This is a genomic window from Pseudomonas sp. MF6396 (genome assembly GCF_002018915.1).
GTDB classification, from domain to species: Bacteria; Pseudomonadota; Gammaproteobacteria; order Pseudomonadales; family Pseudomonadaceae; genus Aquipseudomonas; species Aquipseudomonas palmensis.
In genome coordinates, this window is sequence record NZ_MVOK01000030.1 from 63,209 (window position 1) to 76,395 (window position 13,187).

General features: G+C 63.0%; 7 protein-coding genes and 1 pseudogene. 4 read left to right on the forward strand and 4 right to left on the reverse strand.

The window, feature by feature from the left end:
- Positions 1-165: 165 nt before the first annotated feature.
- Genes MF6396_RS24015 through MF6396_RS24025 form a run of 3 tightly spaced genes read right to left on the reverse strand, consistent with a single transcriptional unit; the run spans position 166 to position 6,055 of the window.
- A complete protein-coding gene (locus MF6396_RS24015; RefSeq protein ID WP_078481721.1) occupies positions 166-2,778 on the reverse strand; it encodes a helicase-related protein in 2,613 nt (870 codons plus the stop codon).
- Positions 2,775-4,766 (reverse strand): hypothetical protein, encoded by a 1,992-nt coding sequence (locus tag MF6396_RS24020; protein ID WP_058540295.1) that lies wholly within the window; start codon positions 4,764-4,766, stop codon positions 2,775-2,777. Before MF6396_RS24020 ends, MF6396_RS24015 begins: the two co-directional genes overlap by 4 nt.
- On the reverse strand, positions 4,763-6,055 hold the full coding sequence (locus MF6396_RS24025; RefSeq protein WP_058540296.1) for a hypothetical protein: 1,293 nt from the start codon (positions 6,053-6,055) through the stop codon (positions 4,763-4,765). Before MF6396_RS24025 ends, MF6396_RS24020 begins: the two co-directional genes overlap by 4 nt.
- 179 nt (positions 6,056-6,234) lie before the next feature.
- Between MF6396_RS24025 and MF6396_RS24030 the strand changes: the two genes are divergently transcribed.
- The 4 genes and pseudogenes from MF6396_RS24030 to MF6396_RS28270 form a co-directional block, all read left to right on the forward strand.
- Complete coding sequence (locus tag MF6396_RS24030; protein ID WP_058540297.1) at positions 6,235-7,992, forward strand: dynamin family protein; 1,758 nt, start codon at positions 6,235-6,237, stop codon at positions 7,990-7,992.
- Positions 7,989-10,226 (forward strand): dynamin family protein, encoded by a 2,238-nt coding sequence (locus tag MF6396_RS24035; protein ID WP_058540298.1) that lies wholly within the window; start codon positions 7,989-7,991, stop codon positions 10,224-10,226. The genes MF6396_RS24030 and MF6396_RS24035 overlap by 4 nt, the downstream gene beginning before the upstream one ends.
- Positions 10,223-12,193, forward strand: coding sequence for a dynamin family protein (locus tag MF6396_RS24040; protein ID WP_058540299.1), 1,971 nt, complete (start codon positions 10,223-10,225; stop codon positions 12,191-12,193). The genes MF6396_RS24035 and MF6396_RS24040 overlap by 4 nt, the downstream gene beginning before the upstream one ends.
- Positions 12,194-12,492: 299 nt before the next feature.
- A pseudogene (locus MF6396_RS28270) lies at positions 12,493-13,061 on the forward strand (transposase); the annotation flags it as partial.
- 17 nt (positions 13,062-13,078) lie between these two features.
- Here MF6396_RS28270 and MF6396_RS28520 read toward each other — a convergent pair.
- A partial coding sequence (locus MF6396_RS28520; protein ID WP_146427598.1) for an IS3 family transposase occupies positions 13,079-13,187 on the reverse strand: 109 nt, incomplete at its 5' end.

Below are 13,187 nucleotides of genomic sequence, written 5' to 3' on the forward strand. Positions count from 1 at the left end.
TACTTCCAGCTAATTGCTACATTTGGGGCATATTTGAGGGCATGCTTTGGATGGTTCGAAAAGGATGCCCCCAGCCGTCATTGTTGTCCTGTAGAGGCGGCTCGCAAACTGCCAAGCGTCTGGGCAATATCCTGACCAGCACACCATCGCGATGACAGTCTGCATTCATCGCCGCAACGGAGAAAAGCATGGCGCGCTAGCCTGCAAATTCGCCAACACCTTCTCATACTCCAAATCTCCCTCAGCCTCTCGTGCAGGGATCACCTCGCCATGTAACTGAGCACGCAGGTCATCCCAACGCTCCAATAAAACCTGCCAGTTATATTCATCGTAGGTCCCTCGAAAGATCACCGGATGCACATCAATGCGTGGTAGCTCCGCCGCTGGAACATCTCGCTCCAATTCTTCGTCCAGTTGGCGACTCCAGTGACTGCCCACCCGGTCAACCCGGCCTATCTGCTGCTCAACCACACCGGGGTTCCATTCTGGGTGCATGAGGATCACGGTGCGGCAGGCCAGGTGCAGGTTGAGACCTTCGCGACCGACGGCGGACTGGGCCACCAACACCCGAGGGAAGCTGTCGGAACGATTGAAGGCCATCTGCAACAGCCGGCGGGTGGACTGCTCGGTGCCGCCATACATCAAGCGGGCGAAGCCACCCTCTTGATGGGCATATTCATCCTGCAGGCGGGCGAGGAGCGGCTCCCATTGCACGGCCACTTCGTCTTGGGCGACGTCGCTGTCGTCCGCGTACCTGTCGCTGGCGGCCTCCAGCAACTGACGAAAGGCCGCGCAGACTTGCTCGGGGGTCGGTGATCCGGCCGGATCGCCGGTCAGGTCGAGGATCGCCCGGGTGAACAGCGCCACGGGATGCTTCTCGGCCGCGTCAGCCAGGTCCTTGTTGAGTTCGGCGTCCCTGAGGCATCCGAACATAGCCCGGGGCACTTGCTCGTGTTCGCCCAGCCCCGCATCCAGCCACTCCAGCAGGCGTCGGCGTAGTTGCTCGCGGCGCGAGCCCTGGCTGTTGTACTGGCGAGCCAGCAATTCAGGGATCGCGGCAAGGTCCAGGGGCGACTGCAACTGGCGATGGGCAACCTGTACCGCGGCCCACTCGGAATGATCATCGGTGTCATCGGCGCGGATAACGCTCTGCGGCCAGTACACCCCGGCGTCCAGCCTGCGCAGCATTTCCCGGGCGTTGAGCAGGCGTACCAGGACGCGCATGGGCGCGGTGAAACGCCCGAACACCAGGACCTTCTCCTTGCGCTCGTGCACCGCTTCGATGGCGCTGATCGTGGCCAGGATCGCCGGATGCTCGAACAGGTGATGAGGGCTCTGGAACGCTTGGGCAGCGCTCTTCAACCACCATTGCACGCGCTGCTGGCGCTTTTCATCGAGCGGATTGAGCGGCTGGTCCGGCGTCGATGCGGACGGTTCCACAGGTTCATCAATCTGCCCGAGCAGGTCGGCGATCCCGTGACCGTTGGCCAGGGTCAAGCGCAGGCGCTTGGCCGTGGCGTTTTCCTCCAGTCGCGACGCCACCGAGAGCGCCTCGGTCGCGCACACCGCCTGGCGCCAGGGCAGCGCCAGGCGCTGAACATCCACGCTGACCGGCTCGCGGGTATTGCGATGGCTCTCCCCACGGGTGCGTTCGGTGAAGCGCAGGACGTCGGCGTCTTCGCGCTTGTCCCGGCGCAGCAGATAGGGACGGAGCATGGTCTGGAAGGCGCTGGCCGCGGTCTCGTAACGATGCCGTGCGGCGTCACTCGAACGCCAATGGATGCGCAGGTGACGGATGGCCTGGTCAAAGTCGTCGATCACCGGCTGAAGCCGGTCGCACACGGCCTCGTCCAGCCCCAGCCGCTGGAAGGTCTGCCGCCATTGCTGGACGTTCAATTCCACGGGGGTTGCGGTCAGGCACAGGCGTCGGCAATCCGGCGCGCCGCAGAGCATGCCGAGCAAACGGCTGAGGCCACCGCCGCTGCCGCGACCTTTATGGGCTTCGTCGATCACCACCAAGTCGAACGTGCCCAGGCCAATCCCGACGGTCTGCTCCAGCCAGCTTCGATAGAGGCTGCCGTTGCCGTAGTCGGTGTAGACCTCCGGGTGGGGCCAGGGGTGCTGTGCAGTGACATCGCTCAACCAGGCACTGGCAGGTTGGCGGGGATTGTCCCTGAGTGCGTTGACGATACTGGCTGCGGTATTGGTGACCCACTTATCGTATTTACCCGAGTGCAGATAACCGTTCGGATACCGGCTTCCGGTTGCCTTGCGCCACTGCGCAAACACCTCGGGCACCAGCTCCCTGCGCCAACGCTGGGTGCCCTCTCCAAGGCGCCAATTGGCGAAAGCATGGGACAGCAGCACGGTTGGCACCTCGAACCACGGGGTCTGCTCGCTGGCCTCTGCGGCCCCCCAGGCTTCGAAATAACCCAGCAACCCGCGAAGCATGGGGGGCACGCTGACGCCGCCGCGTTTCAACTCGTCCTGCCACTGATAGCCCAGTCCCGGCGGCGCGATGATTGCGGCACGGCCTCCAGCCTCGTTGACCGCACCAATTAGCTCGACGGCGATACGGGTCTTGCCCATGCCCACTTCGTCGGCCAGCACGACACCGTGTTCGCCGATGCGCTCGGCCAGCGCCAGCACGCTGGCGCACTGGCCCTTGTTCAGGTGCGCAGCCGCCTCACCCTTTTCCCACGCCAATTGCTCCTGCTCCGCCACCCGCCTACGCAGGGCCGCCGAAACCTTCGCCCAGCTGAAATCCGTCCGTGTCATATCGCAGCTCCCAGAGGAAATGCACTGCCGAGCTTCCAATGAGCTTCGATGGTGCTTAGTGCCGTCTCGTAGCGCTGGCCTTCCGGCCCATCCGCCGTTTCCGCAAACCCTGGCCTGAATGCCGGTTGGCGCAGCGCGTGGAGAGGATTGAGCTCAAGGGCCAGGAACTGCTGCAACAGCTCGCAGCCGGCAGCCTGGCTGAGGGACTGCTCCAGGCGGGCACACCACAGTGGCCAGTCCCGAGGCTCCAGGGCCGTCTGTTTTGCGGCGATGCTTTCGATCAGTTCCATCATCTGCCGGATCGGATAGCGCGCAGCCTCCCCCGCAGATGCTCGGCTGCCCTGCCGGTCAGGCGAGTCCTGGGAGGGATCGAACGCATTGGGCAGTTCGTCTTCCCCGGGGGTGTGGGGGAATCCGTCGAGCTGCAGCCAAGCATCCTCCAGGCTGATGTCCGGCAAGCCGGTGGCGGCCAAACGGCCGAATCCGTCGAGTACCGGTACCACGGCAGTACGGGTAGCCCCGGCGTCCTGCCATGCCATCCGCACCTGCCGCGGTCGCGACCCGGACCAGACGAAGCCCTGCCCCTCGACCCAGGCACACGACTGCTCCGACGTGTCCAGCAGCGAGCAAGCCGGCTGCGCAAGCTCGTCGGCGCTCAACCAGCCGTGCTCCGGCGTCTCAGCATCCCGCCAGACCAGATAGGCGACAGGGGCCGCGGCGAATACCTCATCGCCCACTTCGAGGTCCTGGCCCTGACGCAGGTTTTCGGGGACACACTCCTGCTCCCGTTGGATCGGTAGTCGATAGCCGATCGCTTGCGGGTCGGCGACAGCCGTCTTCGCCGGATACCAGTTCATCGGTTCAGGAGCGAAGACCACTCCGGCCTCCAGGTTGCCCTTCAAGCGCCCCATCTGCAGGGTGAAGCCCTGTCGGGTCAGGTTGCCCGAGCCAAGGTAAAGCCACGGGCTGGCGGTTTTTCCCGAGTGGCCGACCTCGCTGGCGCTGAAGATGAACTTGGCGTGCAAGGTGCGCTGGGGCTGCTCAGCAAACCAGGCCGGCTGGGCCGCAGGTTTTACGCTGATGCCTGCCGCCTTCAATCCTGGGACGGCATCAGCGATGCCCTGACAACTCGCCTCGTTGACGAAAAGGTCCACGCAACTGCTCGTCGTCAATAGACGGGGCTCGCCCTCTTCACCGCGCAGGCGTCGGACGATGCTCAGCGGGACCGATGACTGCTCGACGGCCAGGGACGATTCATAAAAACCCGAGCCCATGGCCAAATAGTTGCGCGCGCTGCCACGGCCCGAGGCATGCAGTACCTTGGCTGACAACTGGTCGAGTAGGGACTTGTTGCGGTTATCGAAGAAGCGCGGGGTCAGGTTGGCTGCACAGGGCTTGACCAGCTTGAGCAGACACTTGTCCAGTTGCTCTACGACGTCTTTCGTATCCGAATTAGCCTGCAGCGCCCGCCCGTCGTAACGGCTGCGAAGCCAGCCCAGCAGTCCCCAGGCGCTGCTGATGTCCGCACACACCTGCCGAGTGGCGTCGGACGGCGACGACAGGTCATCGCTGTGCAAATCCAGGCACCAGACCAGGTCGAGGCTCTGTTCCAGGGTCTGTCGCGTCCAGTTACCGGTGGACACCAGCAGGCGCAGGCACCAGGCACCGCTGGTGTCCGTGCTGCGAAACGCCAGCAGCGCCACCTTGGCGTGCATCAGGTTGAACGGCAGCTTGCCGTTGGCCCACGGCAAGTGCAGCAGGCCCGGCACCCCGATGGGGTCGATCTGGCCCGCACGCGGGTCCAGCATCAGCGCCAGAAGCGTCTGCCCGGCATAGGCACGCTGATTGGCCTGCTGGTAGGTGAAGCGTTCAAGGGCCTCATTGAGGAAACCCTCGTCTGCGGAAAAGCCGCACAGCCAGCCGAACTGACCGGTGAAACCCTCCGGTACCTCGAAGTGCCGAACGAGAGAAGCAGGTACCTGGTTCATAGATTCACCTCTTCGATGGCTGTGCTCGGGTTCGCTGAAGTGCTGACCTGCGCCAGGCCCTGGAGATCCAGGTCCAGACACCGCAGGCGCTCAACACGGTGGGAGATCCAGGCGGGCAGCGCTGCATGGGCTGGCACCTCGGAAACCTCGTCGGTCACCCGGTCGCCGTCGATTGGCGCGCCCTGGTGCAGGAATGCAGCGCCGGGCACAACCTCCCGGCCGCGCAGACGCAACACCCGGTCGTCGCGGCGGACCAGGTGGGTCAGCAGGCTCGCATCGTCGGGGTCCGCGCATTCGCGGCAGAAGGCCTCGGCCACGGTGATTGTCCGTTGCGCCATTGGGTTTTCAAGGAACAGGCGGGCCAGTTGCCGCAGGTGATCCAGGCGCGTGGCGATACGCTCGGGCAGGACATTGTCCAACCTGAAGCGCAGCGTGCTCAGTACTGCCAGATGCTGCTCCAGCGCGTTGAGCACATCGTAGGCCGCATCCTGGACCTGGAAGAACAACGCGCCGTAGTGCAGGTCGTTCCAGTGCTCGGGGTCGATGGCATCAGGTCGCAGGCGCCAGTCGAACCCCTGCGCCGGCTCGGCGTGACGGGCGGCCAGCCAGCGACGGATAGCGACGCGGCGTTCACCCCCGTCTGCACCGCTGTCGATACGCCGCGACAGCAGCGCACAGGCGGCTGCGGGCAACCCGTGCAGCGGTGAAAGCAGCTTCCGGACACCGGGCTTCAGGTCACCCACCGCGCGGCCTCTCAGCGCCCATTGCACCAGGGTCTCCAGCAGCGCGCCGTCATCCTCGCTGCTGGCATTGATGAACTCACGGCCGAAGTCCGTGCAGGCGAAGGCATTGAAGCGCTCGCCCTGGGCATGCACCAGCCCAAGGGCCAGCAAGGCCTGGCCGGAGCCCATGCGCATCGGCTGGCTGACATAGAAGCCGGGCTTGCACAGGGTCTTGAAGTCGAAACCGGCCTTGCCGCGCAGCTTCTCCGAGCCGCGCACCCGGCTATCACCCTGGCCGTTGTCATGGGTGAGCGCGAAGTAACAGCCCAAGGCTTCGACGGCATTGGCCACGGCGATGTTCGAGTGCGTCATTCCGTGCCGGCGCAGGGCCTGGGCCAGGGCTACACCCAGGGTCGCCAACAGCAATTGCTTGGCGTACCAGACAGCGCCCATGCCGGGCACGGCCCGCTCGTTGTACTCGCGAACCGCCGCGCCGATATCGAGCGTGCGGGTCCGTCGCTCGCTGCCCGTGTGATCCGGGCCACACAGCCCCCAGGTCATGTTCATGACGCCATCCTCTTCATCCGTGAAAGATCGGTATTCGTGCTGGCACAAGGCCGCCGACAATAGCAAAATGCCGCAATCGCAACCAGACCGCAGGGAGGCCCACGTCATGACCGGCTGCAGCCGCTGCGTTCCCCTGCGCTCATCAACGTATTTGATATACGCAAGGATTCGTGTCGACCATGCTGAGCACCCAGCGCACCTACCTCGCCTACCTGAAATCCATCCCGCCACTGCTGGCCGAAACCTCAATCCGAGTCGACGAGGTGACGACGCTGCAGGACGACATCCAGCACACCGAACTGCTGGTACCGGTCATCGGTGCCTACAGCGCGGGTAAAAGCAGCCTGCTCAATGCGTTTCTTGGCGAGAACGTGCTAGGCGTGGGCCTGGCGCCGGAGACCGAGCTGGCCACCGAGTTGCGCTACTCCAGCGCCCCTCATCTGCTGGCGGTCCGCGCCGATGGCAGCAGCGAGCGCCTGGCCGTCGAAGACCTTGCCACGATCAAGACCCGGGCCGGCGAGTTCACCCACCTCCAGTTGTACCTCGACAACCCGCGCCTCAAGGCCCTGCCCTCGCTGGTATTGGTAGACATGCCGGGCTTCGGCTCCTCCCTGGGCAACCACAACAAGGCGATCGCCTATTACCTGCCGCGCGGCGTGCACTTCATCGTGGTGACCAGCGTCGAGGACGGCAACATCACCCAGTCGATGCTGCGGCAGTTGGACGATCTGCAGACCTATGGCCGGGATTTCACCTTCCTGCTGAACAAGGTCAACCTGCGCGCCGACGATGACGTGCAGGACGTCGCCGAGCTTATCGACGAGCAGATCAGCCTCAACTTCGCCGACACCCGCCCCCTGGTACGCATCGGCCTCGACGGCGACAAGCGCCTGGGCGAAGTGCTGGCCGGCCTGCAACCCGAGGAAATCGTCCGCCAGGTCTTCGAGGACCGCCTCAAGGACCTGACCCACGGGCTGCTGAATCAGATCAACCTGGCATTGACCGCACTGAAGAAGAACCAGGCCGAAAACGAACATGCCCTGAGCGAACTGACCCGTGGAGTCCGCCAGATCGAACGCAAGCGCGACGGCATTCTGGAAGATCTGCGCGACCGCCAGCTGGACCGGGCCGTCGCCAATTGCCTCGACGTGGTCGGCCGCGAGCTCGACAACGCCCAGTCGGAACTGGTCAATGCCGGCCTGGCGGGGAATCAGGAGGCATTTTCGCGGATCGTCTCCGAAGTCGTTCGGGGCTCGATGACCCGCACCATCAAGGAACAGATGGACCTGCTCAGCCGCACCGTGGTCAGCGACTTTGCGCAAACCGTCGGCGACCTGGGCAAGAGCATGGGGCAGTTCAGCAACGACCCCAACTGGCTGGAACAACTCACAGGCAGGATCAACCGGTCCCTGCAGAAGACCGGGGAGGCGCTGGGGCACTGGAGCCAGTCCCTGGCGGCGCGCAATGGCAACGAACTGGAAAGGCTGAAGCAGGAAACCGGCTGGAAGGAAGGCAACCCGCTGCCCAGGGTGAGCTACCAGGGCCTGGCCACGGTATTGGCGGTCACCACCTCGGTGGTCAATCCGCTGATCGAGCTGGCCATCATCTTCCTTCCGCAGATCCTGTCGTTCTTCAACGAAGGGCGTCAGCGCGATCAACTGCGCCAGAAAGTGACCAACGAGATCATCCCGTCGGTCAAGCGCGAGTTACGGGACCGGCTGCCGGCACTGCTGGCCGAGCAGATGGACGTTCTGGTGACCCAGGTCGGCGCGGAATTCGGCCACGAGATCGGTGAAAAGCAGAAGCTCATCGACGAGCTGGTCACCACCCGCAACCAGGATGCAGAGGCTGCCGGGCATCAGATTGCGCTGTTGAGCAGCGCCCGTGAGCAACTGCAGCAACTCGCCAAGCAAGCCCTCTACGAGCCGGGCCAATGAACGTACAGCACCTCCTGGACCTGAGCCAGCGCCTCCATGAATGGATGGAGAAATACAACCCGGAACTGGAAAAGGACATCGCCCAGTGGCTGCAAAAGCACGCCATCGACCGTCCCGAAGCCCTGGAAAAGGCCTTCGACCAACTGGCCGAGGAAGATCGCCTGCTGCAGATAGGCGTCGTGGGCCGGGTCAAGGCGGGCAAGTCCTCGCTGCTCAATGCGCTGATCTTCGATGGGCACTCGATCCTGCCCAAGGCGGCGACACCGATGACCGCAGCGCTGACCACCCTGACCTACGATGATGCCTTCGGCGCGCAGGTCCAGTTCTACAGCGCCGCCGACCGGGAAAACATCGAGCAAAGCGCCTTGCGCTACGAGCAGCGCCTGCGCGAAGAAAAGGCCCAGGCGTTCGAAACCCTGAGGCAGCGCCGCCTGCGCAGCGGACGCAGCGTCGATGACGAGCAGTTCCATGCCGACGTCGAGAAAACTGCGCAACGTGCCCTCCAGGGCGAACATGCCCTGGTCGCGGCCCATGACCAGTGGCAGCGCATTCGCGGACTAAACATCGACCTCGCGGCCCTCGACAGCGAAGCCCGCCTGCAGGCTGCCGACGCTCAGGCGCTGGCCAGACAGCTGCTCGATTATGTGGGCGCCGGTGGCGAGTACATGCCACTGACCAAGAGCGTGGACATCTTCCTGCCCCTGGACTCGCTGCGTAACCTGCGCATCATCGACACACCGGGCCTGAACGACCCGGTCCAGTCCCGCGAGGAGCGCACCACCGCCCTGCTCAAGCACTGCGACGTGGTGTTCATCGTCAGCCCTGCCGGCCAGTTCCTCAGCGAGCAGGACATCGAGATGATGAGCCGGATCACCCAGAAGGAAGGCGTGCAGGAGCTGGTCCTGATCGCCAGCCAGGTCGATAACCAACTGTATGGCAGCGACACCCGCCAGCCAATCCTGCAGGGCGCCCTGGACAAGATCACCCGGACCCTCGGCACCCATATGGTCGATACCCTGCAACGCTTGAAGGTCCAGCACCCGGAGATCGGTGCGACCTTCGACAGCCTGATCGAGCGCGGTGCCGGCCGGGTCCTGTATACCTCGGGCATCTGCCGCAGCCTGTCGGTGCGCTTCGAGCAGCAGGACGGTTGGGACAGCGGCGAGTGCAAGGCCTGGGAAAACCTGCGGACCCACTACCCCGACTTTTTCACACCCGAGCATGCCGAGCGCTGCCGGGGCAATCTCGACCTGCTGGCCAATACCGAGGCGTTGCTCGCGGTGCTGGAGGAAGTCCGCGAGCAGAAAGCGCGGATCATCCAGGACCGTCGCGAAGAGCTCGTCCGCGCCAAAGCCTCCGCCCTGGAAGCGTTCCGCGCCGACCTGCTGGACTTCACCCAGGCAAAGTACCAGGAAGTGCGCAGCGCCGACATCGATAGCCTCAAGGCCCAGCGGCGCAAGCTGGACAGCTTGATGGAGGTGGGCATCCATGATCTGGATAACGTCCTGGACGACTGCGCAGAGGAGTTTTGCCAAAACCTGAAGCGGGATCTCACCAAGGAGCTCGACGCCGCCTATCGCTCGACGCTCAAGGAGGTCGGAAACTCGGCTGAAGAAGAGACGAAACACGTCACAAGGGTGCGCGACAGCGCCGCGGCAAAAGTCGCCAACTGGATCTGGGGCGGCGGTACCGAAACCCACCAGTACACCGAGTTCAAGCTGTACTGGCTCCAGGTCCGCGAGGGTCTGGAAGAGTTTGCCAAGGGCCTGGGCGGAACCCTGAAGAGCACGAGCAAAACGCTCGCCAAGAAGTTCCGGGAAGATCTGAACAAGGCTTCTACCGCAGTTGCCAGGCGCCACCTGGGCGACGATCTCGACCCGGCGCTGGTCATCCGCACTACCAAAGCCCTGGCGGCGGGTCTGAAACTACCCGTTTTCGAACTCGACACCCGGCAGTTGAACAAACTCAGGGGCACTGGAAGCGTCCTGATGGACGACGAGGCGCGAACGTTCCTGCGGGACGCAAAGGCTCTTCTGGAAGCACTCAAGGGACAGGCCCGGACACAAATCCGCGAGTTCGCAGATGATGTGCCCGACAGGCTACCGGCTTCCTACGGCACCGCATTCTTCCAGGACATGCGCGAACGCATGGAGCAACTGGAACAACAGGTCGACAACGCCCTCATGACCCTGGACCGCCTGCAACGCATGGCCCGGGAGCTGGAAGCGGCATGAAGACCGAACTCTTTTCGCCGGCGCTGATGGAACAGTTGGACAAGCTCGGCCAGTGGTTCATCCGCCATCGTAAGCGATTGCACAACACCGTGGTCGAGTCCCTGCAGGTGGCGGATGATCGGCACGATGCCCTGAGCCGTGAGCATCAGGACACCGTCGGGCACCTGGCGTCGCTGCAGGCCGACCATGCGAAACTGACCGAGCGCCAGGCCAGCACCCGCGCCGAACTGGACGACACCCGACATACCCTGCACGAGACAAAAGGCTCCCTGAAGGACGCCAATACCCGGCATCTCCAGGCGCAACAGACGGCGAAGCTGCGTTTCGACACGTTGTCGGCGCGGCATGCGCAACTGGTCCAGGAGCGCAACAGCCTCGAACAGGCGCGCCAGGCCGTGGAACTGAGCCTCGAAGAGACCCGGAGTGAACTGCAGGTCGGCGTCGAGGCGCTCGACGCGACGACCAGGCGGCACGAGTTGCTGAATCAGGAGCACCACGACGCCCTGGAGCGGCTCGACACGCTGAGCACCGAACACGAGCGCCTGAGCGTAAGACAGGCCGCTACCGCCGCCGAGCTCGACAACACCCGACTGGCACTCGAAGACACACGGCAGTCGCTGGAACACACCCGCCAGGACCTGCAAAATCGCCTGGAAGCACATGACGCCCTGCAACGGACCCTCGAGGACGAACAGCAGCAGCGCGCCCAGTTGATCGACGAATTTAACGCACTACATCAACGCCATGGCGACACCTGGACGCGCTTTCAGCTCATCTCCAGGCTGCTCGCCGCCCGGCCCAGGGACAATGCCGGGCTGGTGCGCTTCAAGGCGTTGCTGAGCAACGAATACATGGCGTTCGCGGACGGCGAATCATCCCTGGCGACAGAAGCCAAGGCAGTCACGATGCTGCAATCGATACAGCAGGAACTGGCCCTGCTGGTCGGCTTCCCGGAAGTTCACCAGCGCACTATCGTCGGGATCGTCGGCGGCTTCAGCAGCGGCAAGTCGGAGTTCATCAACAGCTTCATCCAGGACCCCGAAGTACGCCTGCCGGTCGGCATGCAGCCGGTGACCGCCATTCCCAGCTACGTGCTGGCGACCCCAGCGCCGATGATCCGCGGCTATTCGGCGAACGGCGGGCATATCCCGCTGGAGGTAGACTTCTACCAAAGCATCTCTCATGCCTTCATCAACTCCTTCAGCTTCGACCTGAAGAGCCTGATGCCCTTCATGTGTGTGGGCGTGCGGATGCATCCCGAGCATTTCAGCCACATCTGCCTCATCGACACCCCTGGCTACAACCCACCGCTGACGGCCGCCGAGCACAGTCATGGCGACAAGCGCACCGCCATCCAGTTCGCCCGGCAGTCCGACGCGATCGTGTGGTTGATCGGCCTGGACGTCAACGGCACGGTGCCGGACTCGGACCTGCATTTCATCCAGGAGATCGGTGTCGAGCAGCGTCCGGTGTACGTGGTGCTGACCAAGGCCGACCTGAAGGCCATGGACCACATCGAGGACGTCATGGACGAGGTCCGCGAGATTCTGGAAGACATGGGCATTGCGGTGGCAGGCATCAGCGCGTACAGCTCCACCCTGCGCGAAGAGTTGATGTATCAAGGCGTTCCGCTGCTGGAGTATTTCAGCGGGATCAACCAGCGCGGCAACGCCCGCAGTCACCTGGACGGCCGGCTGCGAGAGGTGTTCTCGATGTACGACGAGGCCATCCAGGCCGATATCGACACCATCCGCGCGCAGAAAACCGCCATCAACGGCCTGCGGCTCGACAGCCTGCAAATCGCCGGAGAGGAGGTCTACAAGCGCATGCTCGGCCCCATCGACAAGCTCGACAGCAAACTCGACACCGCTCCGCTGGAACGCTGCCTTGAGGAATCACGACAGCTGTATGGGGCGTTCAGCGAGGCGGTTCGGCTAACTGTGGAAGCATCTGAGTCAGAGGTGTGAAGCTGGTTCGGCGAAAACTGCCCCAACACCTTTCTGATCACACAGCTCGTCAAAGTAAAAACCGTAGAGAGCATACCTGGTCAGGCAATGTATGTGATGAAGATCACTCAAACGTTGCTCCAGCGATATCAGCGTGTTGCGCAGCGTGGCAGCACCGCTTGCCATATGAAGGAAAATCACGTGGCCAAGGCAAAGCAAACACTGGAGTAGCGCCTCTCTTTATTTAAGTTCAGGCTGTAGTGGTCTAATGATTCCGGACACCCATTTAGGCGAAAATGCTCGCCATAGAGAGGTGTCTGATGACCAAGCAACGTCGTACCTTTACCCCAGAATTCAAGCGCGAAGCTGCCAGCCTGGTGCTCGACCAAGGCTATAGCCATATCGATGCCGCCCGTTCACTTGGGCTGGTGGAGTCGGCCCTGCGTCGATGGGTCAACCAGCTCCAGCAAGAGCGAGGCGGTGTCACTCCGACCAGCAAGGCGCTGACGCCCGAGCAGCAAAAAATCCAGGAATTAGAAGCCCGAATCAATCGGCTGGAACGGGAAAAATCGATCTTAAAAAAGGCCACCGCGCTCTTGATGGCCGAGGAGCACGAGCGTTCGCGTTAATTGATCAACTTCGTTCTGAAGAGCCTGTTGATCTGTTGTGCTCGGTATTTGAAGTCACCCGGTCTTGCTATTACGCGCACTGCCGCAAGCGCCGATCTCCGGACGTTGAGCGATTGGTTTTACGCAGCCGAGTGAACGAGCTGTTCACTCAAAGCCGCAGCGCGGCGGGCAGCCGAAGCATCATGCTCATGATGCGCGCGGACGGCATAGAGATTGGGCGATTCAAGGTGCGCAAGCTGATGAGCGAAATGAAGTTGATTGAATCGCCCCGGATTCTCTAGACACCTTGCAAGCTCATTGCGTAACGTTTTTCAAACTCTACCGGTGACAGCTGATTGTTGAAACCATGGCGGCGTTTTACGTTGTAGAACATCTCGATGTAATCG

Bases quoted from the DNA above. Each gene is read 5' to 3' on its own strand.
- MF6396_RS24015 (WP_078481721.1), bottom strand. From the start codon at position 2,778: ATGACACGGACGGATTTCAGCTGGGCGAAGGTTTCGGCGGCCCTGCGT.
- MF6396_RS24020 (WP_058540295.1), bottom strand. From the start codon at position 4,766: ATGAACCAGGTACCTGCTTCTCTCGTTCGGCACTTCGAGGTACCGGAG.
- MF6396_RS24025 (WP_058540296.1), bottom strand. From the start codon at position 6,055: ATGAACATGACCTGGGGGCTGTGTGGCCCGGATCACACGGGCAGCGAG.
- MF6396_RS24030 (WP_058540297.1), top strand. From the start codon at position 6,235: ATGCTGAGCACCCAGCGCACCTACCTCGCCTACCTGAAATCCATCCCG.
- MF6396_RS24035 (WP_058540298.1), top strand. From the start codon at position 7,989: ATGAACGTACAGCACCTCCTGGACCTGAGCCAGCGCCTCCATGAATGG.
- MF6396_RS24040 (WP_058540299.1), top strand. From the start codon at position 10,223: ATGAAGACCGAACTCTTTTCGCCGGCGCTGATGGAACAGTTGGACAAG.